Here is a 26,602-nt window from a genome sequence, read left to right on the forward strand (position 1 = left end):
CATTGTTAGCCCGACGGTTCCGGGTCCCCATGCCACCGGCCGCGTTCGCATGCGATACGGCCTTCTTCAGACCCAGGCACTACCAACTCAAGGCGAGCCCTGATGTTTTCAAATCGTTTCAACCGCTGGACTGTTGCCGCCATCGCCCTCATGGGCACAGCGATCGCGACGGTCCCCGGCAGGGTCCTGGCGCAGACGCCGGATCATCCGTCCGACACGGCGGCGCAGTTTCCGACCCGAAACGATCTGAAGGCGCTGACCACTTCCGGCAGCTATCTCGCCGCCCGCCACGCCAGCGTCGAGCGCGATGCGGCCTCCGCCGCCGCGTTCTATCGCTCGGCCCTGCGCACCGATCCCAAGAACAACGAGCTGCTTGACCGCGCCTTCATCTCCTCGGTTGCAGACGGCGACATCGATGAGGCCGTCAAGCTCGCCGAGCGCATCCTGACCATCGACAAGACCAACCGCGTTGCACGCCTCGTCGTCGGCGTGCACGATCTCAAGTTCAAGAAGTATGCGGCCGCGCAGACCAACATCAACCAGTCGATCCGCGGTCCGATCACCGATCTCGTGGCCACGCTGCTGTCGGGCTGGGCCGCCTATGGTGCGGGCGATGCCAAGGGCGGCGTCGCCACCATCGACAAGCTGGCCGGTCCGGAATGGTATCCGCTGTTCAAGGACCTCCACGCCGGCATGATCCTCGAACTCGCCGGCAAGGAGAAAGACGCGGGCACCCGGTTCGAGCGTGCCTACAAGCTCGACGATTCCATGCTGCGCGTCACCGAGGCCTATGCGCGCTGGCTGTCGCGCAACAAGGACTCGGCCGCCGCGACCACGGTCTACCAGGCTTTCGACAAGAAGCTCGCCCGCCATCCGCTGATCGTGGAAGGGTTGCGCGACACCAAGGCCGGCAAAAAGATGCCGCCGCTGGCCGATAGCGCGCAAGCCGGCGCCGCAGAAGCACTCTACGGCATCGGCGCCACGCTGACCCGCCGCGGCGGCGAGGATCTGGCGCTGGTCTATCTCCAGCTCTCGCTCTACCTCCAGCCAACCCATCCCCTGGCGCTGCTCTCGCTCGCCGATCTCTATGAATCGGTGAAGCGGCCGCAGATGGCGATCAAGGTCTATGAGCGGGTGCCGTCGTCCTCGCCGCTCAAGCGCAACGCCCAGATCCAGCTCGCCATCGATCTGGATTCCGCCGACCGCACCGAGGAGGCGATCAAGATCCTCAAGGGCGTCACCACTGAGGACTCCAAGGATCTCGAAGCGATCATGGCGCTCGGCAACATCGAGCGCGGCCGCAAGAAGTTTGGCGAATGCGGCGCAACCTATTCGCAAGGCGTCGACGTGCTGCCGGCCGGCAACGACAAGGCCAACAGCGTCTGGTACTATTATCGCGGCATCTGCGAGGAGCGCTCCAAGCAGTGGGGCAAGGCCGAAGCCGACATGAAGAAGGCGCTCGAGCTGCAGCCCGACCAACCGCACGTCCTCAACTATCTCGGCTATTCCTGGATCGACCAGGGCATCAATCTCGACGAAGGCATGAAGATGATCAAGCGGGCGGTCGAGCAGCGCCCGGATGACGGCTACATCGTCGATTCCCTCGGCTGGGCCTATTACCGCATCGGCAATTACGAAGACGCGGTGAAGAACCTCGAGCGCGCCATTGACCTCAAGCCCGAGGATCCCACCATCAACGATCACCTTGGCGATGCCTATTGGCGCGTCGGCCGCACGCTGGAGGCCAAGTTCCAGTGGGCCCACGCCCGCGATCTCAAGCCCGAGGCGGATGAGCTTCCGAAGATCGAGGCCAAGATTGCAAACGGTATGACCGACGACAATTCGAACTCCTCGGCTGCGCAGGCGGAGAAGGAGAAGAAGAAGGACGACGGCAAGGGCGGCTGAGTGAGTTGAAGTTGGGGGCGTGTCGTCAATGCCGGCGTTGATTGAAGAAGGGCGCGCGAAGGTCAATCTGAGCCTTCGTGTGGTCGGCCGTCGTACCGATGGCTATCATGATCTCGAAAGCGTCGTCGCCTTTGCCGACTGCGCCGACCGGCTCACACTGGAGCCCGGCGGCGAGCTGAAGCTCACCACGACGGGGCCGCTTGCAGCGGCCTGCGGCGACATGGCCGACAACCTCGTGTTCAAGGCGGCCAAGCTCCTGGCCGAAGCCGTCCCGAACCTGAAGCTGGGCGCCTTCGCGCTCGACAAGGTGCTCCCGGTTGCGGCCGGTATCGGCGGCGGCTCGGCCGACGCCGCGGCGGCGCTGCGGTTGCTGGCGCGTCTCAACAATCTGGAACTCGACGACCCGCGGCTGCAGAAGGTTGCGCTTGCGACCGGTGCCGACGTGCCGGTGTGTCTGTTCTCGCGCGCCTGCGACATGACCGGTGTCGGCGAGCAGCTGCTGCCCTTGATGCTGCCGAGCATGCCCTGCGTGATGGTCAATCCGCGCGTGCCGGTCGCGACCAAGGATGTGTTTCAGGCGCTGGGCCTGCGCAACGGCGAACTCCTGGTCGGCGCCACGTCCGTCTTCGACGCCCCGGCCTGGCCGGGCGAGGGCGCCTCCATTGACGATTGGGTCGACACGCTCGAGGCCGTCGCCAACGATCTCGAAGCCCCCGCGATGCGCATCGAGCCTGTCATCGGCGATGTGCTGGAAGCCTTGCGTGGCTCCGCCGGCGTCAAGCTTGCCCGCATGTCCGGCTCGGGTGCGACGTGCTTTGCGATCTATGGCGCATCTGCCGAAGCGCATGCCGCCGCTGAGAAGATCCGCAGGGATCATTCCGGCTGGTGGGTGCATTCGGGGACGTTGAGCTAGGCCAGCCCGAGAAACTCCCGGATCTCACTCAACACCTCCTGCGGCTTGTCATGTTGCAGCCAGTGTCCGGCTCCGGCGATGGTCTCGACGCGCGCCTGCGGAAAGTAGCGCTCCAGGCCCGCGGCCCTCGCGCCAGCCAGAAAGCTTTCGCCGGCATTCAAGAGCAGCGTCGGACAGGTGATGCGCGACCACAGCCCAATGTGATCGTCCGGCCAGAGCCGGTGCGGCGCAGAGGCGCGCTGGTAGGGATCGAACTTCCAGCTATAGGTGCCGTCCTCGTTCTGCCGCGCGCCGTGGGTGGCGAGATGCAGCGCGAGGTCGCGGGACAGCCGCTTGTTGTGAAGCACCATCTGCGCCGCGGCGTCTTCGAGGGTCGAATAGCGGCGCGGTGCGCGGTCGTGCAGCTTGTCGAGCTGGCCGACCCATTTGCCGATGCGCTCATGCACCGGCGGTTTTGGTGTATCCGGCAACATCGTCACGCCGTCGAGCACGACCAGCTTCGAGACCTGTTCGGGGAATGCCCCTGTAAAGATGAGGCTGACCATGCCGCCCATGGAATGGCCGATGAGAGTGACTTGAGGTGCTGCGATGACACGGACGAGCTGGGCGAGGTCGTACACATACTCCGTCAGCGCGTAGCTGCCGCCTTTTGTCCAGTCGGAATCGCCGTGACCGCGCAGGTCGGGTGCGAGCACGTGAAAATGCGGCTGCAGCGACCGGGCGATGACGTCCCAGCTCCGGCAGTGATCGCGGCCGCCGTGGACTAGGATGGCGACAGGCGCGCCGTCGTTGCCCCAGTCGGCATAGTGCAGCCGCAGGCCGTGAGACTCGTAACTGCGGCTTTGCGGAGCGAGCATGGTGGCGCTATCCATTCACGGGCCGTCGGGCCAGTGCGAGCGACAGGCCGAGCCCTGCGATGAAGACGCCGGAGCCCTGGGTGAGACGTCGCATCAGGTGCGGCCTTCCGATCAACTGCGTGCGTGTCGCGGAAGCCATCAGCACCACCACGATATCGGCGAGTGTGTTCAGCGTCACCGAGATCGCACCCAACGTGATGAATTGCAGCGTCGGGTTCGATCCCGCCGGGTCAAGGAACTGCGGAATGAAGGCGAGGAAGAATGCGGCGGTCTTCGGGTTCAGCGCCTCGACCAGCACGCCGTCGCGAAAGGCGCGTTTGTCGCCGACGGGCTCGGTCTCGAATGACGGCGCGCGGCTGGCGCTGCGAAATGTCCTGATCCCGAGCCAGACCAGATAGAGTGCGCCGACAAATTTCACGGCGGCGAACAGCTCGGCGCTGGCAAGGATGATCGCGGAGATGCCGAGGCTGCCCGCGACCACATGAACCAGCCCGCCGAGCGCGGTGCCCGCGGTCGATGCAAAACCGCTGGCGCGCCCTTCCGACAAGGTCCGTGCCGCCACGTAGAAAATACCGGGGCCGGGAATGGCGGCGATGAGACAAGCGGCGGCCAGGAACAGCCAGAAATTCGTGTTGATCATCCTGCTTTGGTAGCGATGCTTGCCGCGATTGCAAGGCCCGTCAATTAAGGCCCATCGTTTAGCCCATCCGGCGGAAGATCACGCTGGCATTCACCCCGCCGAAGCCGAACCCGTTCGAGATCGCGTGCTGCATCGGCATCGGGCGCGCCACACCGGCGACGATGTCGATGCCGTCAGCGCCGGGATCAGGGTTTTCGAGATTGAGCGTCGGCGGCGCGATCTGGTCGCGCAGGGCGAGCACGGTGAAGACCGCTTCCAGTCCACCGGCAGCACCGAGCAGATGGCCGGTGGCCGACTTGGTCGCGCTCACGGCGATGCCGCGGTTGCGGCCGAACAGCGCGGCAATCGCGCCAAGCTCGCTCTCGTCGCCGGCCGGCGTCGACGTCGCATGCGCGTTCAGATGCTGCAAATCCGCGGGCGCAAGCTTGGCCTGCCGGAGCGCGATTTCCATGGCGCGCCGGGCGCCGTCGCCGTCAGGCGGACCCGATGTCATGTGATAGGCGTCTGCGGTCGTGCCGTATCCGACGATCTCCGCGATCGGCGTCGCGCCACGTGCCAATGCATGCTCCAGCTCCTCGATCACCAGGATGCCGGCGCCTTCGCCCATGACAAAACCGTCGCGGTCGCGGTCGAACGGGCGCGAGGCGCGCGCGTCATTGAACCCGCTCGACAGAGCGCGGGCCGCGGCGAAGCCGCCGAGGCTGACGATGTCGATGCAGGCTTCGGTACCGCCGCAGATCGCCACATCAGTCTCGCCCGTGCGGATCATGCGCGCGGCATCGCCGATCGCCTGAACGCCGGCGGCGCAGGCCGTGACCGGTGTGCCCAGCGCTCCCTTGTAGCCGTATTTGATCGAGACATGCCCCGCAGCGAGATTGGCGAGGAAGGAAGGGATCGTGAACGGCGACAGCCGGCGCGGGCCGCGCTGTTCGGTGATGCGCACCGCCTCCGCCATGGCCGGAAAACCGCCGACGCCGGAGGCGATGATCGTCGCGGTTCGTTCCTGCGCCGCCGCGTCCTGCGGCGTCCAGCCTGCCTGCGCCACAGCTTCTGCGGTGGCGAGCAGCGCGAACAGGATGAAGCGGTCCATCTTGCGCTGGTCTTTCGGCGCGGCGGCCTGCGCGGGATCGAAGCCGCCGTCCGCGTCATCGGCCTTGTCGGGCACGAGGCCGGCGATGCGTGCGGGCAGCGCCTGCGACCATTCCGGCAACGGGCGCAGCCCGCTTTGGCCGGCCAGTAGCCGGCGCCAGGACAGTTCGACACCGCAGCCAAGCGGCGACACCGCGCCCATTCCCGTCACGACGATACGACGCATGTCAGTCTCCAGCCGGCGCGACGGCCGGGTTCATGGCTTTGAGCGAGATCAGCCGCTTGCGCATGACACGGCTGGCGCGGGGACCCGCGATAATGACCGCATTGGTGAGCGTGATCGGCTGCATGTCGGCGGCATCGACCACGACCGGATTAAAGGGGCGACGATTGCGCCGGTTCGCGAGCAGGATGGCTTCGCCCTTCGGGGCGAGATGCTTGTTGCCCCAGGCGAGCAGGGTTGCGATCACGGGGAAGAAGTCCCGCGCCTTGTCCGTCAGCACATATTCATAGCGCGGAGGCCGTTCATTGTAGCGGCGGCGGACGAACATGCCGCTTTCGGTGAGATGGGCCAACCGCCGGGACAGGATGTTCGGCGCGATCCCGAGGCTTTGCGAAAACTCGTCGAACTTCGTTGCGCCCTGGAACGCATCGCGGAGGATCAAAATGCTCCACCATTCGCCGACCGTCTCCACGGCGCGGCCGACCGGACATTCCTGGATGGAGGGGGATTTGGGCTGCATGAGGGGAAGGTAGGAGAGTTACTTGCAAAATGCAAGTTAGCAGGCGAACCGTTGGAATACTCCGACGGAGGTGTGCCGCAAGACGGCGCATAGGATTTGAATGCAAGTTGGAAGGCGGCCCTCGCACACCTAGCTCGTCATTGCGAGCGCAGCCAAGCAATCTAGAGTCCCTCTGCGGGAAGATTCTGGATTGCTTCGCTGCGCTCGCAATGACGCTGTTGATGCAGTGGTGGCGCGTACCTCAACGATGTCGTCCCGGCGAAGGCCGGGACCCATACCCACGACTGTTGTTGTGATGCACGATGGTGGCCACAGCCGCTAAGACAACGCTGACCGGGGTAATGGGTCCCGGCCTTCGCCGGGACGATACTGAGGGTGTAGTTACCAGCAGGCGCTAAGGATGCGAGAAGCTAATGCGACCGTGCCAGGCAGAACGCCACAACCTGCTCCAGCGCGCTCTTCATCGGAGAGGACGGAAACAGCGCGAGCGCATCAACGGCCATGGCGCCGTAGTGCTGGGCGCGGCTCCGGGTGTCTTCGAGCGCACGATGCTTGTTCATCAACCCGATGGCGTGGTCGAGGTCGGTGTCGCCGATCTCGCCGCGCTCGAGCGCGCGGATCCAGAAGGCGCGCTCGGTGTCGTTGCCGCGGCGGAAGGCGAGCACGACCGGCAGCGTGATCTTGCCCTCGCGGAAATCGTCGCCGGTGTTCTTGCCGAGCTTGGCGCTCTTGCCGCCATAGTCGAGCACGTCGTCAACGAGCTGGAAAGCGATGCCGAGATTCATGCCGACCGAGCGGCAGGCGGTCTGCTCCGCCTTGGGGCGGTTGGCGATCACGGGGCCCACTTCGCAGGCGGCGGCGAACAGCTCGGCGGTCTTGCCGCGGATCACGGCGAGATATTCGTCCTCGGTGGTCGCGGTGTTCTTGGCGGCGGCAAGCTGCATCACCTCGCCCTCGGCGATGGTCGCGGCGGCCGCGGAGAGAATGTCGAGCGCGCGGAGCGAGCCGACCTCGACCATCATGCGGAAGGCCTGGCCGAGCAGGAAATCGCCGACCAGCACGCTCGCCTCATTGCCCCAGAGCATGCGCGCCGACAGCTTGCCCCGGCGCATCTCGCTCTCGTCGACGACGTCGTCATGGAGCAAGGTGGCGGTATGCATGAACTCGACGCTGGCGGCGAGCTTGATATGACCGTCGCCGGTGTAGCCGGCGAGGTTGGCCATGGCCAGCGTCAGCATCGGCCGCAGGCGCTTGCCCCCGGAGGAGATCAAATGGTTGGCGACCTCCGGGATCATGGTCACGTCCGAACCGGTCCGCGACAGGATCGTGGCGTTGACGCGCTCCATGTCTCCGGCGACAAGGGCAACCAGCTCTTCGATCGACGCGCCGGGAGTTTCGAAAGGTACGATGACGGCCACGCCGGTCTCCAATATTTGCCCCGGAAGGGCTATTCTGATGGAAAGACAATAGAAACTGGACGGGGATGCGGCAAGGGCCGTGGAACCATTGACATTTGGCGCTTAATCCCCGTCAGGCAGGAGGCCTGTGTTTTGCGAGAACTGGTTCGGACCAACGATATGGTGCTGGTGTCGGCGATCGGCGCGCTGCTCGACGGCGCCAACATCCATCATCTGGTGCTGGACCAGAACATGAGCATCATCGAGGGCTCGCTCGGCATTTTGCCGCGGCGGATCCTGGTCCATGAGGACGACGCCCTCGAGGCCCGGCAGCTCCTGACCGAGGCCGGCCTCAGCCACGAACTGCGCGGCGATGAGTGAAGCGCTGGCAGACCTCACCGAGGACGCCTTTCTTGGCGGGCAATTGCGGCTGAAGCAGAAGCGGTCCGGCCATCGCGCCGGGCACGACGCCATTCTGCTCGCGGCGGCGACGGAGGCGAGGGCGGGCGACCGTGTCGTCGATCTCGGCGCCGGCATCGGCACGGCGGGCCTTGCGTTGGCTCGGCGCGTTGCGGGGATCAGGCTCGGCCTGGTCGAGATCGATCCCGAGCTGGCGGAGCTTGCGCGCGCCAATGCGGCAGCGAATGCGATTGCCGCCGAGACGATCGTGCTCGACGTCACCGCGGACGCGCAGGCCTTCGTAGCCAGCGGGCTCGCGCCGGACAGCGTCGACGTGGTGCTGATGAACCCGCCCTTCAACGATCCCGCTCGCCATCGCGGTTCGCCCGATCAGGCGCGCCAGATCGCGCATGTGGCGACGGATGAGACGCTGAATGCCTGGGTGCATGCGGCGCGGCGCATCCTCCGATCGAATGGCGCGCTGACATTGATTTGGCGCGCAGATGGGATCGCGGAGGTTCTGGCGGCGCTGTCTCGCGGCTTCGGCAGCCTCGCGATTCTGCCGGTTCACGGTGAAGCCGGGCGGCCTGCGATCCGCGTGCTGGTGCGCGCGATCAAGGGCGGGAGGGCTCCGGCACGATTGTTGCCGGGCCTCATGCTCAACGAGGAGTCACGCGTGCCGAAAAAAGAGGTGATGGATATTCTGGAGGGAAGAGCGGTTCTACCCCTGGTGGAACCGTGCTGAGCTATTGCGGAAGCGATTCCGACTGCTGCTCTTGGGGAGTCGTCAAGCGGATCGCCATGAACAGCGCACCGATCAGCAGCATCAGCAGATAGATTTTCATGGTGTTCTCCGCTGGCCCATTGCAGCCTCTCAACGGGGTTTCTGCAAAACACGTTCCGGGCCCTTCCAATGACAGTCGCGTGATAAGAAATGGTTAATCAGAGGTAACGGCATGGCCGAACAATTGAACGATCGTGAGAGTTCCGGCCTGGCCGACAAGCTCATGCAATATCTGCCGGCGCGCTTCCGTCCCGGCACTGCCGTGGTGCCGGTGGTGCGGCTGTCCGGTGTGATCGGCGCGGTGACGCCGCTGCGCCCGGGTATGACGCTCGCGACCGTTTCGCGGGTGCTGGAGCGGGCGTTTTCGACGCGCAACGCCAAGGCGGTGGCGCTGGTGATCAACTCGCCCGGCGGCTCGCCGGTGCAGTCGCGCCAGATCTACCTGCGCATCAAGCAGCTCGCGGCGGAGAAGAAGCTGCCGGTGCTGGTGTTCGTCGAGGACGTCGCGGCTTCCGGCGGCTACATGATCGCCTGCGCCGGCGACGAGATCATCTGCGATCCGTCTTCGATCCTCGGCTCGATCGGCGTGGTCGGCGGCAGCTTTGGTTTTCAGGAGGCGATCAAGCGGCTCGGCATCGAGCGGCGCCTCTACACCGCCGGCGCGCACAAGGCGATGCTCGACCCGTTCCTTCCTGAAAACCCCGACGACGTCGCCAAGCTCAAGGCACTCCAGCGCGAGATCCATCAGATCTTCATCGCGCTGGTGAAGGAAAGCCGCGGCGCACGCCTGAAGGGCTCCGACGACACGCTGTTCACGGGCGAGTACTGGGCCGGCGAGAGTTCGATCGCGCTGGGGCTCGCCGACAGCATCGGCGATCTCCGCTCAACTCTTCGTGCCCGCTTTGGCGAGAAGGTTCTCACCCCCGTGATTGCCCAGCCAACCGGCCTGCTCTCCGGCCTTTTGGGCCGGAAATCGCCCGGCGCGGGGCAGCTTTCGGCCATGGAATCAATGGCCGGCCTGCCGGACGAGCTGATCTCTGCGGTCGAGACGCGGGCGATCTGGGCGAAATTCGGGTTCTAGACGGAGCCCTGCCGCGCCATTTGGCCCCAAGGAGACTTGAAGCTGGGCCAATTGCGGTGCGGTCCGGTCTGCGCAAGAATGCACGTGGGGCTGAGCACTGAACAAGGAACGACCGATGCCGCCGTTCGTCGCATTCGCGGGCGTCCTGGGCGGGCTTGCCGTGGTCCGCTGGGCCTACAAGACCGCTATCAGGATCAACCAGGAACTGGAGGAGATGCGCCTCTCGCGCGTCGCCGAGGCCGCCCATATGGGAGCCGTCCAGACCCTGAAACAGGATCCCGTGACTGGAGCCTATCGGCCGGGTTAGTTGGCGTCTTTCATACGCCGTCATTCCGGGGCGATGCGAAGCATCGAACTAGGTGCGCAGTTGCGCACCTGAGAAGCTCGAGATTCCGGGTTCGCCTTTCGGGCGCCCCGGAATGACGGCCATTCCACCCCCTTTGCCTTGATTCCCACCCCTGCCGTCGATACGGTCCCGCGCGATTCAACCCCCCGCGAGAGCCCGATCTGACGATGGACGCCTTCTTGCCCGCCCATATGCGCCCGGAACGCTCGTTCCAGGGCTTTATCCTCGCGCTCCAGCGGTTCTGGGCCGAGCAGGGCTGCGTGATCCTGCAGCCCTACGACATGGAGATGGGTGCGGGTACCTTCCATCCTGCGACCACGCTGCGCGCGCTGGGGCCAAAGCCCTGGAATGCGGCCTATGTGCAGCCCTCGCGGCGGCCCAAGGACGGCCGCTACGGCGAGAATCCGAACCGGCTGCAGCACTACTACCAGTTCCAGGTGATTATGAAGCCGTCGCCGCCGAACCTTCAGGAGCTGTACCTGAAGTCGCTCGCCGCGATCGGTATCGATTCCGCCGTGCACGACATTCGCTTCGTCGAGGACGATTGGGAGAGCCCGACGCTGGGCGCCTGGGGCCTCGGCTGGGAGTGCTGGTGCGACGGCATGGAAGTCAGCCAGTTCACCTATTTCCAGCAGGTCGCGGGTGTCGAATGCGCGCCGGTCGCGGGTGAGCTCACCTATGGGCTCGAGCGGCTCGCGATGTACGTGCAGGGCGTCGATCGCGTCTACGACCTCAATTTCAACGGCCGCGACGGTGATGCCAAGGTCACCTATGGCGATGTCTTCCTGCAGGCCGAGCGGGAATATTCGAAGCACAATTTCGAAGTCGCCGACACCGCGATGCTGTTCGAGCAGTTCAAGATGGCTGAAAGCGCGTGCAGAAAGTACCTAGAAGCTGGCTGGAAGGACGGCAAGCGCGAGGCCCATCTGATGTCGCTGCCGGCCTATGACCAATGCATCAAGGCGAGCCACGTGTTCAACCTGCTCGACGCGCGCGGCGTGATTTCGGTGACGGAGCGGCAGAGCTACATTCTTCGCGTGCGCGAATTGGCAAAAGCTTGCGGCGAGGCCTGGATCCATACTGAAGCGGGCGGAGCGGCCTGATGCCCGATCTTTTGCTTGAATTGTTCTCCGAAGAAATCCCCGCGCGCATGCAGGCCAAGGCGGCGGACGATCTGCGCCGCATGGTCACCGACAAGCTCGTCGCCGAAGGTCTCGTCTACGAGGGCGCAAAGGCGTTCGCGACGCCGCGCCGCCTTGCGCTCACCGTGCACGGCATCCCTGCGCGCCAGCCTGACCTGAAGACCGAACGCCGTGGACCGAAGATCGGCGCGGCCGATGCGGCCGTGCAGGGTTTCCTGAAGGCGACGGGTTTGACGTCGCTGGATGAGGCCAAGATCCAGCGCGACCCGAAGGGCGACTTCTACATCGCGCTGATCGAGAAGCCCGGCCGCGACGCCATCGACGTGCTCGCGGAAATTCTCCCTGTGATCATCCGCACTTTCCCCTGGCCGAAATCGATGCGCTGGGGCGCGCGCTCCGGCAAACCGGGATCGCTGAGCTGGGTGCGCCCGCTGCACGCGATCATTGCGACGTTCGGGCTCGAGACCGAAGAGCCCGACGTCGTGAAATTCTCGGTGGATGGTATCGAGACCGGCCAGACCACCTACGGCCATCGTTTCATGGCGCCGGCTGCGATTTCCGTCCGCCGCTTCGAGGACTACGAAGCGAAGCTGAAGGCCGCAAAAGTCATCCTCGATCCGCAGGCGCGCAAGGACATCATCTTTGCCGACGCCAAGGAACTGACCTTCGCGCAAGGGTTCGAACTGGTCGAGGACCAGGTGCTGCTCGATGAGGTTTCGGGCCTGGTCGAATGGCCCGTCGTCATGATGGGATCGTTCGAAGCGGAATATCTCGCGATCCCCAACGAGGTGATCCGCGCGACCATCCGCAACAACCAGAAGTGCTTCGTCGTCAAAGATCCCAAGACGGGCAAGCTGACGAACAAGTTCGTCCTCACGGCGAACATTGAGGCGGCCGACGGCGGCAAGACCATCGTCGCCGGCAACGAGCGCGTGATCCGTCCGCGCCTGTCGGATGCGAAGTTCTTCTATGAGACGGATCTGAAGACGAAGCTGGAAGACCGCCTGCCGAAGTTCGAGCAGATCGTGTTTCACGAGAAGCTTGGAACGCAGGCCGCGCGTATCAAGCGGATCGAACGCCTCGCCGCCGAGATCGCGCCGCTGGTCGGTGCCGATGTCGCTAAGGCGACGCGCGCCGCGCATCTGGCGAAGGCGGATTTGCTGACCGAAGTCGTCGGCGAATTCCCCGAGGTGCAGGGCCTGATGGGCAAGTACTACGCGCTCGCGCAGGGCGAGGATGCCTCCGTCGCCGCGGCCTGCGAGGAGCACTACAAGCCCCAAGGGCCAGCTGATCGCGTGCCAACCGATCCGGTCAGCGTCGCAGTGGCGCTCGCGGACAAGCTCGACACGCTCGTTGGCTTCTGGGCCATCGATGAGAAGCCGACGGGAAGCAAGGACCCCTATGCGTTGCGTCGCGCGGCGCTGGGTGTGATCAGGCTGATCGCTGAGAACGCACTGCGTCTGTCGATCATGAAGATGGCGGCGTCCGCACTCGCCGGCTTGTCCTTGAAGCCTGCCGATGCGCAGAAGCTTCCGAGCGACCTGCTTGCCTTCTTCGCCGATCGCCTCAAGGTCCAACTCCGCGAGCAAGGCGCGCGGCACGATCTCGTCGACGCCGTGTTCGCGCTCGGCGACCAGGACGACCTTCTGATGATCGTCCGCCGCGTCGAGGCGCTCGGCAAATTCCTCGAGTCCGAGGACGGTAAGAACCTGCTCGCCGGCATCAAGCGCGCCAGCAATATCCTCGGCATTGAGGAGAAGAAGGACAAGCGCACGGTCGACGGGGCGCCCGATGCCGCGCTCTACGGTCTCGGCGAGGAGAAGGCGCTGGCCAATGCGATCGGCGAAGTGAAGGCGGAGGCAAGCGCTGCTGTCGCCAAGGAAGACTTCGCGGCTGCGATGAGCGCGATGGCAAAGCTGCGCCCGCCGGTCGATGCGTTCTTCGAGAAAGTTCGCGTCAACGACGAGGATGCGAAGGTGCGTGAGAACCGCCTGAAGCTGCTCAACGAAATCCGCAGCGCCACGCGTGCGGTGGCGGATTTCTCGAAGATCCAGGATTGAGCGCGGTCTCGCGGCCGCCAACACTGTCATTCCGGGCTCGCGCTTCGCGCGCCTCGGAATGACGAAAGCACAAAAAGCCCCGCCCGGCGGGGGGAGGACCGGGCGGGGCCTGATGTCCGACTATACTGCTCGCGTCAGCCTGATTGATGTGACGCGCCGGACACCTAGTCGATCCCTGAAGACGCTAGTCCATCACCTCGACGATGCGCCGCGAGCGCGGCTCGACCAACACGGTCTCGCCGTTCACGACGGTGTAGCGATAGGTGGTAGCGCCGAAACGTTGCGGCACGTCATAATAGGTGACGCCGCTTTCAGGTAAGGTGGCACCGACCACCACGCGATCCGGGATGCGGAAAGCCGGCACACGTTGTTCAACGACATAGTCGCGGAAAGCCGGCCGCTGCTCGACCGCAATGGTCGGGCCACTGTCGACGACGACGGGCGCGCGTCCCACGGTGACGCTGCTTTGCGCCTGCGCCGCAAGGGGCGAGCCGATCGCGGCCGCGAGCGCTGCAAGAGCAAGAATCCTGTTCCGCATGGGCAACTCCTTCGAGAAGGTTTTCGGGAAGCGCCAATGGCGCGACCGGTTGCCAATGCATGCGTCTTCGCGATGTTCCGGAAAACGCCCGCCGCATTCGCGGCATTTTCGGGCAGTTTTCGCGAAGCCGGGAACTCGCGCGTCCCCAGTGCGTCTCTACCCGCGGAACCCAGTCCGCTATGATCCCGCCGCGATTCGCCCCCACCCCACGGAAAGAAAATTCATGCACATCACCGTCGCCCACATCTCGCCGATCCTGTCGCTGCTTGCGGGTGTGCTCATCCTGATCATGCCGCGCCTGTTGAACCTGATCGTCGCGATCTTTCTCATCATAAATGGTGCGATCGGGCTCGGATTGTTGAAGTGGCTCCATCTCTAGGCCTTCATTCTACGGAACTCTCCGACTTGCGCGGACCTGCCCAAAGTGGTGTAAGGCCCGCAATTACCCATTCCTCTCGCAGGTTGTGTGCAAGCTATGGCCAAAGCCGCCTCGAAAACTCCAGCGAAAATGCCAGCGAAATCAAAGTCCTCCGCCAAGGCGAAAGCCGCGCCGGCGGCCCGCAAGGCACTTGCCAAGCGCGCCCCGAAGCCGGTGGCCAAAGCCGCTGTTAAGCCGGTTGCCAAGCCGGCTTCCAAGGCTGTTGCGAAGGCACCGACGAAGCCGGTTGCGCCGAAGGTCGCCGTAAAGCCGGCACCGAGCAAGGCTGCCCTAGCCAAGGCTGCGCCTGTTGCGGCCAAGGCCGGCAAGTGGGTGTTCACGTTCGGGGACGGCAAGGCCGAGGGCAAAGCGGAGATGCGCGATCTGCTCGGCGGCAAGGGCGCCAACCTCGCCGAGATGGCCAATCTCGGCCTGCCGGTGCCTCCGGGCTTCACCATTCCGACCTCGGTCTGCACCTACTTCTATGCGCACGACAAGTCCTACCCGAAGGAATTGAAGTCGCAGGTTGAGAAGGCGCTCGACCATGTCGGCAAGTTGACCGGCAAGATCTTCGGCGATTCCAGGAACCCGCTGCTCGTCTCCGTGCGTTCCGGCGGCCGCGCCTCGATGCCGGGCATGATGGACACCGTGCTCAATCTCGGCCTCAACGACGAGACGGTGGAAGCGCTGTCGGAACTGTCCGGCGATCGCCGCTTCGCCTATGACAGCTATCGCCGCTTCATCACCATGTATTCGGACGTGGTGCTCGGCTTCGAGCATCATCATTTCGAGGAAATCCTCGACACCTTCAAGGACAGCCAGGGCTACACGCTCGACACGGATCTCACCGCCGACGACTGGGTCGATCTGGTCGGCAAGTACAAGGACGCGGTCGCGCGCGAAACCGGCAAGGATTTTCCGCAGGATCCGCACGACCAGCTCTGGGGCGCGATCGGCGCGGTGTTTTCATCCTGGATGAACGCCCGCGCGGTGACCTACCGTAGACTGCACGACATTCCGGAATCCTGGGGCACCGCGGTCAACGTGCAGGCCATGGTGTTCGGCAACATGGGCGAGACCTCGGCGACCGGCGTTGCCTTCACGCGCAATCCCTCGACCGGCGAGAGCAAGCTCTACGGCGAGTTCCTGATCAACGCGCAAGGCGAGGACGTGGTGGCGGGCATCCGCACGCCGCAGGACATCACCGAGGAAGCGCGCAAGGACTCGGGCTCCGACAAGGCGTCGATGGAATCGGCGATGCCGGAGGCCTTCAAGGAGCTGACGCGGATCTACACGCTGCTTGAGAAGCACTACCGCGACATGCAGGACATGGAGTTCACGGTCGAGCAGGGCAAGCTCTGGATGCTGCAGACCCGCGGCGGCAAGCGCACCGCGAAAGCGGCGCTGCGCATCGCGGTCGAACTCGCCAATGAAGGCCTGATCACCAAGAAGGAAGCGGTGACGCGGATCGACCCCGCCTCGCTCGACCAGCTGCTGCATCCGACCATCGACCCCAACGCCAAGCGCGACGTGATCGCGACCGGCCTACCGGCCTCGCCGGGTGCGGCCTCCGGCGAGATCGTGTTCTCCTCGGACGAAGCGGCCAAGCTTCAGGCCGACGGCCGCAAGGTGATTCTGGTCCGGATCGAGACCAGCCCCGAAGACATCCACGGCATGCACGCCGCCGAAGGCATCTTGACCACCCGCGGTGGCATGACCTCGCATGCTGCAGTGGTCGCGCGCGGCATGGGCAAGCCCTGCGTCTCCGGTTGCGGCACCATCCGCGTCGATTACGGCCGCGGCACCATGAGCATCGGCTCGCGCACCTTCAAGACCGGCGACGTCATCACCATCGACGGCTCGCTCGGCCAGGTGCTGGCCGGCCGCATGCCGATGATCGAGCCCGAACTGTCCGGCGAGTTCGGCACGTTGATGAAATGGGCCGACCAGGTCCGCAAGATCGGCGTGCGCGTCAACGCGGACACGCCGGAGGACGCGCACACCGCGATCAAGTTCGGCGCGGAAGGCATCGGCCTCTGCCGTACCGAGCACATGTTCTTCGAGGAGACGCGTATCCGCACCGTGCGCGAGATGATCCTCTCCGAGGACGAGCAGTCGCGGCGCGCTGCACTGGCAAAGCTGCTGCCCATGCAGCGCGCCGACTTCGTCGAGCTGTTCGAGATCATGAAGGGTCTGCCCGTCACGATCCGTTTGCTTGATCCGCCGCTGCACGAGTTCCTGCCGCACACCCATGCCGAGGTCGAGGAAGTGGCGCGCGCCATGAACACCGACCCGCGGCGCCTGGCCGACCGCGCGCGCGAGCTGTCGGAGTTCAATCCGATGCTCGGCTTCCGCGGCTGCCGCATCGCGATCGCCTATCCCGAGATCGCCGAGATGCAGGCGCGTGCGATCTTCGAAGCGGCGGTCGAGGCCGAGAAGCGCACCGGCAAGGCCGTCGGCCTCGAGGTGATGGTACCGCTGATCGCCACCAAGATGGAGCTCGACCTCGTCAAGGCGCGCATCGACTCCACCGCAAAGGCGGTGATGCGCGACACCAACACCAAGCTGACCTATCAGGTCGGCACCATGATCGAGCTGCCGCGCGCCTGCCTGCTCGCGGCCGAGATCGCGGAGAGCGCCGAGTTCTTCTCGTTCGGTACCAACGACCTCACGCAGACGACGTACGGCATCAGCCGTGACGATGCCGCGAGCTTCCTCGGCACCTACGTGTCCAAGGGCATCCTGCCGATCGATCCCTTCGTCGCGCTCGACCAGGAAGGCGTCGGCGAGCTCGTCAAGATCGGCGTCGCACGTGGTCGCAAGACGCGCGCCTCGCTCAAGGTCGGCATCTGCGGCGAGCATGGCGGCGATCCCGCCTCCGTCGCCTTCTGCCACGCGATCGGCCTCGACTACGTCTCCTGCTCGCCCTACCGCGTTCCGATCGCCCGCCTCGCCGCCGCGCAAGCCGCGCTCGGCAAGGCGGTCGCGAGCCAGGCATAAGCGACGAGTTGAAATGTTGAGAGCGAAAGAGGCGGGGCAAAACCCCGCCTCTGTCATTTGAAGCGATGCTCTCGCCACACCGTCATCGCGACCACCACACACTCGCTGTCATCGCCCGGCTCGACCGGGCGATCCAGTACGCCGAGACGTCAGTGCTTGAACGCAGAAGCCTCGGCGTACTGGATGCCCGCCTTCGCGGGGCATGACAGCGGTTGTTGATGTGACGATGGAACCGAACCGCGCGGCCCGTGGCGATACGTGCGCGCAAGGGTTCCTTCACCATTCGCGTTGACCAATTGTTTACCCCGTCGCGTGAGGGCGCATTTACCAAGGCGCATCGTCACCCCGTGAAAACACCTGCGATTGCTTGCGTGTGCCGCATGCGCAACGCCGATTAACGCCCCGGCAACCTAAATTAGATACTCACGATAAAGATCGAATTGCACGGATGTACTGCGGCTCGATTTTTCTAGCGTAAGCGTAGCGTGAGCGTATCGATGTTTTTGTTGCGTACCCATCCGAAGGGCGCGCGGTTCGCGTCCTTCGGCATCGGTCTCTGCATCTTCGCATTGATGCCGAGAGAGACCGGCTATCAGGACATTGCCTCGCTGCTGGCGCGCCAACCCGGCGTCGCGGAGCGTTGGCAGAGGCAGGTGTTCTCTGCTGCGTCCTCCATCCAGCTCGCCACTTACAGTTTTTCCCGGCCGATCGGCACTTCGGCTCCGCAGAGCGCGATGGTTCGCCTCGCGAGCCTCGACGGCCGCGACGTCACCGGCGGGATCAGCCGCAATCCGGCGCTTCAGGCGCCGCCGCGCTACCAGGCCGCCGATTTTCCCAAGGTCGATCGCTCCATGAAGGGTGATCGCCTCGCAACGGTCATACCGACGCAGGCTCCCGAAGCGGGCGCGCCGACGGCAGCGCCGACGCAGGAAGATCCCGCGACGTCGAACAGCTCGGTGTTCGGCGCCAAGACTGTCGCTTTGCCACAGGCGATGTCGCCGGAGTCCGCGGCCGTGCTCGACCCCGAACTCGCGGAAGCGCTGCGCGCGCCGCCGTTGCCGCAATACACCAATGCGCCACAAGCCAGCGACGCTGCGCGCTCGCTCGCGCTCCAGCCGCTCGAAGCGCTGAAGCAGGCCACCATTCCGGCTGCACCGCCGCGCGATCCATTCCGCGTCAAAACCTCGAACCTGTTCTTCGGCAGCTCCTCGCTCGGCGGCAATGTCGAGAGCATCGAGAGCTGGCAACCTGGTGCGGAGCCGCTGATCGTGATGCCCGACCCCGACATGAAGGTGACGGCCTCGCTGTCGCCGCCGTCGGTGGATATTGCGAGGGATATCGAAAGCGGCGAGAGCGTCGCGCCGAAGGGTGAGGTCAACGTCGACAACCAGCGCGCCAGATCGCCGGCGGAGCGGCTCGCACTCGACGACAAGTCGCGCGCGAAGTCCGAAAAATGCCTCGCGGAGGCCATCTATTTCGAGTCTCGCGGCGAGGCCGTGCGCGGCCAGATGGCGGTTGCGCAGGTGGTGATGAACCGCGTGTTCTCCGGAAAATATCCGGACACGGTGTGCGGCGCCGTCTATCAGAACAAGCACCGCCATCTCGCCTGCCAGTTCACCTTCGCCTGCGACAACAATGCCGACGTGATCCGCGAGCCCGAGATGTGGGAGCGTGCGAAAAAGATCTCGAAGGCCATGCTCGACGGCCAGATCTGGCTGCCCGAGGTCGGCAAGTCCACGCACTACCACGCCTATTGGGTGCGCCCGTCCTGGGTCGCCGAGATGAAGAAGATGTACAAGACCGGCGTCCACACCTTCTATCGCCCGCGCGCCTGGGGCGACGGCAGCGAGGAACCGAGCTGGGGCACCCCCGCGCAGACCGCCGCGCTCTCCGCCGAGCTCACCCAGGAAGCCAAGAGCTCCGCCGAGATGGGCGTAAGCGAACGAAGGTAGGCGTTCACAAGAATTCGTCATGCCCGGGCTTGTCCCGGGCATCCACGTTCTTTGCACCGAGTCGCAAGGCGTGGGTGGCCGGGACAAGCCCGGCCATGACGGAGAGGTAAGACCGACCTCACGCCTCGATATCCAACGCGCAGTCGAAATTCGGCGCCGAATGCGTCAGCGCGCCGGCTGAGGCGTAGTCGACGCCGGTCGCCGCGATGGCTGGGATCGAGTCCAGGGTGACACCGCCAGATGCCTCCAGCTCGAGGCGTCCCTCGTTGATCCCAACGGCTTCGCGCAGCGTCGCAATGTCCATGTTGTCGAGCAGCGCGGCATCGGCAAGGCCGGTGTCGAGCACCTCGCGCAACTGCGGAAGCGTGTCGACCTCGATCTCGATCTTGACGAGATGGCCGGCATGGGCGCGGGCGCGCTCCAGCACCGGGCGGATGCCGCCGGCGACCGCGATGTGGTTGTCCTTGATCAGGATCGCGTCGTCGAGCCCGAAGCGGTGATTGAAGCCGCCACCGCAGCGTACCGCGTATTTCTCCAACGCGCGCAGCCCAGGCGTGGTCTTTCGCGTGCAGCAGATTCGCATCCGGGTGCCCTCGGTGCGCGCAACATAGTCCGCCGTGAGCGTCGCAACGCCCGACATGCGGCCGACGAAGTTCAGCGCGGTCCGCTCCGCCGTGAGGATGGCGCGTGCCGGCCCCGAGATCGTCAGCACCTGCTGTCCGCGGCCGACGCGCGCGGCGTCGCGAACATGTGCGCGTACCTCGATGTCAGGCGAAAGCTTTTGCAAGGTGGCGAGCGCCAGCGGCAAGCCGGCGATCACGCCGGATTGCCGTGCGACCAGGATCGCTTGCGCCTTCGTTGCCTCGGGAATCGTCGCAAGCGAGGTGATGTCGCCGGCGCGTCCGAGATCCTCATCGAGCGCGCGCAGCACGGCCCCGTCGATCGCGAGCGGGGAGAGGAAGGCGTCGGGATATTGCAGAGAGATCGGGGTGATCATGGGAAGAACTCCGTCAGACGGTCAAGGGTTGCGCGGTTCGTGATTTCGGACATTTGGTCAGGCTGTCCGCGATCTCGCGCACTGCTGCGAGCGTCGTCATCGTGCGTTGCGCGAGTGCGGGATCGTCCGCAGAGTGGTCGGAGCGGAAATGCGCGCCGCGGCTCTCGCACCGGTTCCAAGCCGATGCCGCCACGAGCAGGGCTGCCGTTGCCATGTTGCGGACCGCGATGCTCGTGGCCTCGTGTTCGAGCGCGGCGAAGCTGCGAACCGCGTCCGCAAGCCCGTCATCATCGCGGATCACGCCGACATGCGCGCTCATCAGCATCCGCAGCTGCTTCACGGCCGCAGCATCCGGCGCGCCGCCCCGCGGTATCACCACGTCCGCAAGGCGGGCGGGCGAGGGGCTGGTGCGGCCGGCGATGTCATCGGCGATGCGTGCGGCGTAGACCACGGCCTCGAGCAGCGAATTCGACGCCAGCCGGTTCGCGCCATGCGCGCCGGTGGACGACACTTCGCCGCCGGCCCAGAGCCCGTCGATCGAGCTGCGGCCGCGATCGTCGACCGCGATGCCGCCCATGTGATAGTGCGCCGCCGGTGCGATCGGGACGGCCTGCGTGGCGGGATCGATGCCGGCGGCGATGCAGCTTGCATGAACGGTCGGGAATTTATCGGCAAAACGTGCGCCCAGCGCCTGCCGCGCATCGAGGAAGGCGCCACGTCCGGCCGAGATCTCCGCGAACACGCCGCGGGCCACGATGTCGCGCGGTGCGAGCTCGGCGAGCGGGTGGCGCGCCACCATGAAACGCTCGCCACGGCCGTTGATCAGCGTCGCGCCTTCGCCGCGCAAGGCTTCGGTGGCGAGCGGCGCCGGATCGCGGCCGACCATGATGGCGGTCGGGTGAAACTGCACGAACTCGGGATCTGCGATCACCGCGCCGGCGCGTGCGGCGATCGCAAGGCCGGATCCGCAGGCCTCGCGCGGATTGGTGGTGACGGCATAGAGATGGCCTATGCCGCCCGTGGCGAGCACCATCGTCCGCGCGGCGAGCAGGATTGGGCGTGCTTCCGCCTCGCCAGTTTTGCGCAATTGTAGGCCGGTGACGGCGCCGTCCTCGGTCAACAGCGCTTCGGCGACGAAACCTTCGATCAGCCGGATCGACGGCGTGCACCGCACGGCATCGCTCAGCGCCGCGATAATGGCGGCGCCCGCGCCGTCGCCGCGCACATGCACGATGCGCCGCGCCGAGTGTGCGGCTTCGCGCCCGACTGCGAGCCGGCCTTCGAGATCGCGGTCGAACGGCACGCCGTAGGCGAGAAGATCGTGAATCCGCGGCGCGGCTTCCCGTGCGATGCCGAGCGCCACCGCTTCGTCGACGATGCCGCCGCCGACCGCGATCGTGTCCGCGGCGTGCGCCTCCGGCGTATCGCCTTCAGCCATTGCCGCGGCGATGCCGCCTTGCGCCCATGCGGACGACGCGCCCTGTCCGAGCGGCGCGGCCGAGATCAATGTCACGGGCCGTGGCGCGAGCTTGAGCGCGCAGAACAATCCCGCAAGGCCGCCGCCGACGATGATGACGTCGTCGGCGCTGCGGCTGAGGGTGTGGATGTTGTTTGTTGTCATAGCATTCTCCAAGCTCTCGCCGTCGTCCCGGCCTAATGCGCAATTGCGCACGGGGGGCCGGGACCATACGCGCCAGCAGCTGTTGTTTGGCTCAGCTCTTCGACGCTGTCCTTTGCAACGACGGCGTTCGGTGGTTATGGGTCCCGGCCCCCCGTGCGCACTTGCGCACTAGGCCGGGACGACGGCAGGTGTATTGCTAGTTCCTCAAATTGATCATCTGCTCGACCGAGCGCCTTGCGCGGTCCGCAAGTGCGGGATCGATCGTCACCTCTTCACGAAGCGTCAGCAGGCTCTCCAGAATGTTGGCCAGCGTGATGCGCTTCATGTGCGGGCAGATGTTGCAGGGGCGCAGTATTTCCACATCCGGCAGCTCGGCGCGCACATTGTCGGCCATCGAGCATTCCGTGATCATCACCAGCCGCCGCGGCCGCCGCTCGCGCACCCAGTTGATCATGTGCGCGGTCGAGCCGGTGAAGTCGGCCTCGGCCAGCACATCCGGAGGGCATTCGGGATGGGCGATGATCTGAACGGAGGGATCGGCCTCGCGGTAGCTGCGCAGCTCGGCGCCGGTGAAACGCTCGTGCACCTCGCACGCACCCTTCCAGGCGATGATCTTCACGTCGGTCTTCGAGGCCACGTAAGTGGCGAGATAGCGGTCCGGCAGGAAGATCACACTCGGCACGCCGAGGCTCTCGACCACCTGCACCGCGTTCGACGAGGTGCAGCAGATATCGACCTCGGCCTTCACCTCCGCGGAGGTGTTGACATAGGCAACGACAGGCACGCCGGGAAATTTGTCGCGGAGCAGGCGGACGTCGGCACCGGTGATGCTGGCGGCGAGCGAGCAGCCGGCGCGCGTATCGGGGATCAGCACCGTCTTGTCCGGATTGAGCAGTTTCGACGTCTCCGCCATGAAGTGCACGCCGCACTGGACGATGATATCGGCCTTCACCCTGGTGGCTTCGATGGCGAGCTGGAGCGAATCACCGCCGATGTCGGCGACGCAGTGGAAGATCTCCGGCGCCTGGTAATTGTGCGCGAGGATCACCGCGCCCCGCGCCTGCTTCAGCTCGTTGATCGCCTTGATCGTCGGGGCCATCAGCGGCCATTCGATCGGCGGGATGACGTGTTTCACGCGCTCGTAAAGCGGTGCGGTGGCTCGCTCGACCTCCGGCGTCCATTCCAGCGAAGGCATCGGCAGCGAAGGTCCGGTTCGCGCCTGCTCGGCCCGTGCCGTGGTGATGACGTGGCCCTGGGGCCGGTTGGCAAAGTCGTCGGGGCCGTAAATTCCAGTTAGCGGCATCCAAGCCTCCCGTGCATGTCAATTATGCTCAGTATGAGTATATCTTTAGCCTGAGAAATCCGGCCGAGGGGCCGGTGGACTATCGAATATGCTCAACTTGAGTAAATCAAACATAACACCCTGCGCGGCAGGCCGCCAGATCTCGCCGCACACATTTCCGTCAAATGGACACCCGGATCCGTTAGGTCGGACGCTCGGCGCGCGTCGGATAAGGCCGCGAGGAAATGCAATGCTCCGGCGCCAGCTCTTCGCGGAATGCAATCGTTTTTGACTTGGGGTTTTCATGCAAATGCATTAAACGAGCTGGCTCGCGGTTGCCATTTTGCGAAATCCGCGACGACGCACGAGGAACAGCATGTCGACACAGATGGGCGAACTCGGTTCGGTTTCCCGTTCCTCCACCTGGCGCACGCCGGCGATCATCATTCTCTGCGGCTGCGCGATCGGGATGCTCGGCTTCGGCCCGCGCTCGGCGCTCGGCTTCTTCGTGCAGCCGATGAGCCATGAATATGCCTGGGGCCGCGACGTGTTCGGGCTCGCGATCGCGTTTCAGAATTTGCTGTGGGGATTGGGCCAGCCCGTCGCCGGCGCGGTCGCCGATCGCTTCGGCCTGTTCCGGGTGATGTGCGTCGGCGCTCTGCTCTATGCCGGCGGCTTGCTCCTGATGCGCTATTCCTCGACTCCGCTGTCGCTGAACATCGGCGCCGGCGTCATGGTCGGCTTCGGTCTCGCCGGCTGCTCGTTCAATCTGGTGCTCTCGGCGTTCACCAAGCTCTTGCCGGCCGAGAAGCGCGGCCTTGCGCTCGGCGCCGGCACTGCGGCGGGATCGTTCGGGCAGTTCCTGTTCGCGCCGATCGGTGTGGCCTTGATCGACAATTTCGGCTGGCAGCAGGCGCTCACCGTGTTCGGTTTCCTGATGCTGCTGATCATCCCGCTGGCGCTGGCGCTCTCGACGCCGCCGGTCGCAAGCACGGCAAACGCGGCGCCTGCGGACCAACAGACCTTCACCAAAGCACTCGCGGAAGCCTTCGGCCATCGCTCCTACGTGCTGCTTGTCCTCGGCTTCTTCACTTGCGGCTTCCAGCTTGCCTTTATCACGGTGCATTTGCCGGCCTTCCTGGTCGATAGCGGCATCTCCACGCAAATCGGCGGCTGGGTGATCGCGGCGATCGGCTTGTTCAACATCATGGGATCGCTGAGCGTCGGCTATCTCCAGAACAGCCTGCCCAAGCGCTACATCCTCTCGACCATCTATTTCACCCGCGCGCTTGCGACGCTTGCCTTCATCTCGTTCCCGATCACGCCGTTCTCGGCGATTGCGTTCGGAGCGGTCTCCGGCCTGACCTGGCTGTCGACCGTGCCGCCGACCTCGGCGCTGGTCGCGATCATGTTCGGCACGCGCTGGTTCGCCACCCTCTATGGTTTCGCCTTCGTCAGCCATCAGGTTGGCGGCTTCCTCGGCGTCTGGCTCGGCGGCATCGTGTTCGAGCGGTTCGGTTCCTACACGCCGATCTGGTGGCTCTCGATCCTGTTCGGCGTGCTCTCGGCGCTCATCAATCTTCCGATCGTGGAGAAACCGGTCCAGCGGGCGGTTGCGCAGCCTGCCTGATCGGCTAAACATCCCCTGAAACAAGTCAGGGAGTTTTGCTGTGGCCACTTTCAAGGCGATCCGGATCGACAAGGCGGACAAGGGCACCACCGCGCAGCTCACGCAGTTCGACGAAGCCGAGCTGATGGAGGGCGACGTGACCGTCCGCGTGGAATGGTCGACGTTGAACTACAAGGACGGCCTCGCGCTCACCGGCAAGGCGCCGGTAGTGCGCCGTTTCCCGATGATTGCGGGCATCGATTTCGCCGGCACGGTCGAGCAGTCCTCGCATCCGCAATGGAAGGCGGGCGACAAGGTCGTCTGCACCGGCTGGGGCATGGGCGAAACCCATCTCGGCGCCTACGCCGAGAAGGCGCGGGTGAAAGGCGACTGGCTGGTCGCTCTTCCGCAGGGCCTGTCGGCGCGCGACGCCATGGCGATCGGCACCGCCGGCTTCACCGCGATGCTGTCCGTGCTGGCGCTGGAGAAGCACGGGCTGTCGCCCAAGAGCGGTCCGGTCGTGGTGACGGGCGCGGCGGGTGGCGTCGGCTCGGTCGCAACCGCCGTGCTCTCGAAGCTCGGCTATCACGTCATCGCCTCCACCGGCCGTGCGTCCGAAGCGGACTATCTGAAAGAGATCGGCGCGACTGAGGTGATCGATCGCAATGAATTGTCGGCGGCCGCCAAGCCCATCGCCAAGGAGCGCTGGGCAGGTGGCGTCGATAGCGTCGGCTCGACCACGCTCGCAAATCTCCTGTCGATGACGAAGTATGGCGGCGCGATCGCCGCCTGCGGCTTGGCCGGCGGCATGGACCTGCCGTCTTCCGTCGCACCCTTCATTTTGCGCGGGGTGTGCCTTCTCGGCATCGATTCCGTGATGTGCCCGATCGAGCCGCGGAAAGCCGCCTGGCAACGCCTGGCGTCCGATCTGGATCCGACGAAACTAGCTGAAATCACTCACGAAATCCCGCTTTCCGACGTTCCGGAGTGGGGCGCTAAAATCCTGGCCGGCCAGGTCCGCGGTCGCACGGTGGTAAAAATTGTCTAACGGCGTTCAGACTTTACCAACCATGCTGCTTCAATGTCGCCATGGTTAGTATGGTAAGCAGCGGGTAAAGAGATAAGGCATAGCCCGCTGCGGGTTGGTTCGGAGTTGAGCATGCTTGCGCGTATTGTGTTGGGGGCGGTCACGGCGGTAGCGACGTTCGCGCCGGCCATTGCTGGAAGCATGAACGCCGATGAGGCGCGCCGCTTCGTCGCCGGGAAGGTGTTTGCTTTCACCTGCTTTGACGGCACCCGGGGCGCGGGCCGCATCATGGACGACCTCGGCGCCGCTGGCGCCGTGCAGTTCTCGGGTGCAGGTCCGGTGAAACATCTCCGCCTGCCCGGCAACACGCTTCAGATCCGTGGCCAGAACGTCTGCGCCTCGATCAAGGGCATTCCGTTCGAGCCCTGTTTCAACCTTGAAAAGACCGACGATCGCAGTTTCCGCGGCTCGGTGTCGGGAATGGGCTTCGCCTATTGCGATTTCCATCACCAGGGCGGCAACCAGATGCTGATGGCGCGCGCTGTCGCGCGGCCGCGCTCGCTGCGCACTTCGGAACACACGGGTTCGGTCGGCACGCCCAACACCGAAGTCGCCGCGCGTGTCGAGACCCCGCGCGTCGAGAGCAGCCGGCTCGAGCCGGTGAAGCCGCAAGCCAAATCAGAGCCCGCCAGGGACGACGCCCCGCTGGAGCTGCGCCGCTCGACCCAGTGAGTTGGCTGCGCGGGACACTCGGCGCACTTTACCGTTGATGGCTGTCATCAGACACGAAGCCGCCGCGCCG

The 26,602-nt window shown here is 65.1% G+C and carries 23 protein-coding genes; 14 read left to right on the top strand and 9 right to left on the bottom strand.

The genetic code is table 11. The annotated features are described in order from the left end of the window. Positions 1–102: 102 nt before the first annotated feature. A complete protein-coding gene (locus tag AC0L3P_RS11235) occupies positions 103–1,905 on the top strand; it encodes a tetratricopeptide repeat protein (protein ID WP_473301881.1) in 1,803 nt (600 codons plus the stop codon). 28 nt (positions 1,906–1,933) lie between these two features. After that, complete coding sequence (locus AC0L3P_RS11240; protein ID WP_473301882.1) at positions 1,934–2,818, top strand: 4-(cytidine 5'-diphospho)-2-C-methyl-D-erythritol kinase; 885 nt, start codon at positions 1,934–1,936, stop codon at positions 2,816–2,818. Here the strand turns inward: AC0L3P_RS11240 and AC0L3P_RS11245 are convergent. The 5 genes from AC0L3P_RS11245 to AC0L3P_RS11265 form a co-directional block, all read right to left on the bottom strand. Continuing rightward, entirely contained in the window at positions 2,815–3,675 is an 861-nt protein-coding gene (locus tag AC0L3P_RS11245) for an alpha/beta fold hydrolase (RefSeq protein WP_473301883.1), read from the bottom strand. The genes AC0L3P_RS11240 and AC0L3P_RS11245 overlap by 4 nt on opposite strands. A 7-nt stretch (positions 3,676–3,682) precedes the next feature. Beyond that, complete coding sequence (locus AC0L3P_RS11250) at positions 3,683–4,315, bottom strand: LysE family translocator (protein ID WP_473301884.1); 633 nt, start codon at positions 4,313–4,315, stop codon at positions 3,683–3,685. A 58-nt stretch (positions 4,316–4,373) separates the two neighbouring features. Further along, positions 4,374–5,630 (bottom strand): beta-ketoacyl-ACP synthase II, encoded by a 1,257-nt coding sequence (gene fabF / locus AC0L3P_RS11255; protein ID WP_473301885.1) that lies wholly within the window; start codon positions 5,628–5,630, stop codon positions 4,374–4,376. Position 5,631: 1 nt separating this feature from the next. Next, positions 5,632–6,147, bottom strand: a complete 516-nt coding sequence (locus AC0L3P_RS11260) for a winged helix-turn-helix transcriptional regulator (RefSeq protein ID WP_275171598.1) — start codon at positions 6,145–6,147, stop codon at positions 5,632–5,634. Between the two features lie 410 nt (positions 6,148–6,557). Continuing rightward, on the bottom strand, positions 6,558–7,565 hold the full coding sequence (locus tag AC0L3P_RS11265) for a polyprenyl synthetase family protein (RefSeq protein WP_007594965.1): 1,008 nt from the start codon (positions 7,563–7,565) through the stop codon (positions 6,558–6,560). Positions 7,566–7,697: 132 nt separating this feature from the next. Between AC0L3P_RS11265 and AC0L3P_RS11270 the strand changes: the two genes are divergently transcribed. From AC0L3P_RS11270 to glyS, 6 genes are all read left to right on the top strand, one after another. Then, the gene (locus tag AC0L3P_RS11270) at positions 7,698–7,925 is read left to right on the top strand and encodes a putative signal transducing protein (protein ID WP_007594964.1); all 228 of its coding nucleotides are present in this window, start codon (positions 7,698–7,700) and stop codon (positions 7,923–7,925) included. Beyond that, entirely contained in the window at positions 7,918–8,688 is a 771-nt protein-coding gene (locus tag AC0L3P_RS11275) for a tRNA1(Val) (adenine(37)-N6)-methyltransferase (protein ID WP_275171599.1), read from the top strand. The genes AC0L3P_RS11270 and AC0L3P_RS11275 overlap by 8 nt, the downstream gene beginning before the upstream one ends. A gap of 211 nt (positions 8,689–8,899) precedes the next feature. Continuing rightward, positions 8,900–9,808 carry a S49 family peptidase gene (locus tag AC0L3P_RS11280; protein ID WP_473301886.1) on the top strand — a complete coding sequence of 303 codons (909 nt, stop codon included), beginning with the start codon at positions 8,900–8,902 and terminating at the stop codon, positions 9,806–9,808. Between the two features lie 115 nt (positions 9,809–9,923). Continuing rightward, entirely contained in the window at positions 9,924–10,115 is a 192-nt protein-coding gene (locus AC0L3P_RS11285; protein ID WP_473301887.1) for a hypothetical protein, read from the top strand. 206 nt (positions 10,116–10,321) lie between these two features. Beyond that, on the top strand, positions 10,322–11,257 hold the full coding sequence (locus tag AC0L3P_RS11290) for a glycine--tRNA ligase subunit alpha (RefSeq protein ID WP_473301888.1): 936 nt from the start codon (positions 10,322–10,324) through the stop codon (positions 11,255–11,257). Next, positions 11,257–13,356, top strand: coding sequence for a glycine--tRNA ligase subunit beta (gene glyS, locus AC0L3P_RS11295; protein ID WP_473301889.1), 2,100 nt, complete (start codon positions 11,257–11,259; stop codon positions 13,354–13,356). The genes AC0L3P_RS11290 and glyS overlap by 1 nt, the downstream gene beginning before the upstream one ends. Before the next feature lie 184 nt (positions 13,357–13,540). Here glyS and AC0L3P_RS11300 read toward each other — a convergent pair whose 3' ends face one another. Continuing rightward, a complete protein-coding gene (locus tag AC0L3P_RS11300) occupies positions 13,541–13,894 on the bottom strand; it encodes a DUF1236 domain-containing protein (protein ID WP_007594952.1) in 354 nt (117 codons plus the stop codon). Between the two features lie 223 nt (positions 13,895–14,117). Between AC0L3P_RS11300 and AC0L3P_RS11305 the strand changes: the two genes are divergently transcribed. From AC0L3P_RS11305 to AC0L3P_RS11315, 3 genes are all read left to right on the top strand, one after another. Continuing rightward, positions 14,118–14,273: a DUF3096 domain-containing protein gene (locus tag AC0L3P_RS11305; RefSeq protein ID WP_007594951.1), complete on the top strand. Its 156-nt coding sequence runs from the start codon at positions 14,118–14,120 to the stop codon at positions 14,271–14,273. A 96-nt stretch (positions 14,274–14,369) separates the two neighbouring features. Then, positions 14,370–17,312, top strand: a complete 2,943-nt coding sequence (gene ppdK / locus AC0L3P_RS11310; RefSeq protein WP_473301890.1) for a pyruvate, phosphate dikinase — start codon at positions 14,370–14,372, stop codon at positions 17,310–17,312. A gap of 497 nt (positions 17,313–17,809) precedes the next feature. Then, positions 17,810–19,264, top strand: coding sequence for a cell wall hydrolase (locus AC0L3P_RS11315; protein WP_473301891.1), 1,455 nt, complete (start codon positions 17,810–17,812; stop codon positions 19,262–19,264). A gap of 118 nt (positions 19,265–19,382) precedes the next feature. On the opposite strand, the gene nadC is transcribed toward AC0L3P_RS11315, so the two are convergent. The 3 genes from nadC to nadA form a co-directional block, all read right to left on the bottom strand. Continuing rightward, entirely contained in the window at positions 19,383–20,261 is an 879-nt protein-coding gene (gene nadC, locus AC0L3P_RS11320; protein ID WP_473301892.1) for a carboxylating nicotinate-nucleotide diphosphorylase, read from the bottom strand. 13 nt (positions 20,262–20,274) lie between these two features. Beyond that, a complete protein-coding gene (locus AC0L3P_RS11325) occupies positions 20,275–21,882 on the bottom strand; it encodes an L-aspartate oxidase (RefSeq protein WP_473301893.1) in 1,608 nt (535 codons plus the stop codon). 196 nt (positions 21,883–22,078) lie between these two features. Then, positions 22,079–23,185 (bottom strand): quinolinate synthase NadA, encoded by a 1,107-nt coding sequence (gene nadA / locus AC0L3P_RS11330; protein WP_473301894.1) that lies wholly within the window; start codon positions 23,183–23,185, stop codon positions 22,079–22,081. A gap of 355 nt (positions 23,186–23,540) precedes the next feature. Here nadA and AC0L3P_RS11335 point away from each other — a divergent pair, with 355 nt between their 5' ends. The 3 genes from AC0L3P_RS11335 to AC0L3P_RS11345 all read left to right on the top strand — a co-directional run bounded on the left by AC0L3P_RS11335 (position 23,541) and on the right by AC0L3P_RS11345 (position 26,532). Then, on the top strand, positions 23,541–24,794 hold the full coding sequence (locus AC0L3P_RS11335; RefSeq protein WP_354057178.1) for an MFS transporter: 1,254 nt from the start codon (positions 23,541–23,543) through the stop codon (positions 24,792–24,794). Positions 24,795–24,834: 40 nt separating this feature from the next. Beyond that, positions 24,835–25,821 carry an acrylyl-CoA reductase (NADPH) gene (gene acuI, locus AC0L3P_RS11340; RefSeq protein ID WP_473301895.1) on the top strand — a complete coding sequence of 329 codons (987 nt, stop codon included), beginning with the start codon at positions 24,835–24,837 and terminating at the stop codon, positions 25,819–25,821. Positions 25,822–25,932: 111 nt separating this feature from the next. Beyond that, positions 25,933–26,532 (top strand): hypothetical protein, encoded by a 600-nt coding sequence (locus tag AC0L3P_RS11345; RefSeq protein ID WP_275171616.1) that lies wholly within the window; start codon positions 25,933–25,935, stop codon positions 26,530–26,532. The last annotated feature ends 70 nt before the right edge of the window (positions 26,533–26,602 follow it).

The sequence above is a fragment of the Bradyrhizobium sp. WSM4874 genome, from assembly GCF_055811835.1.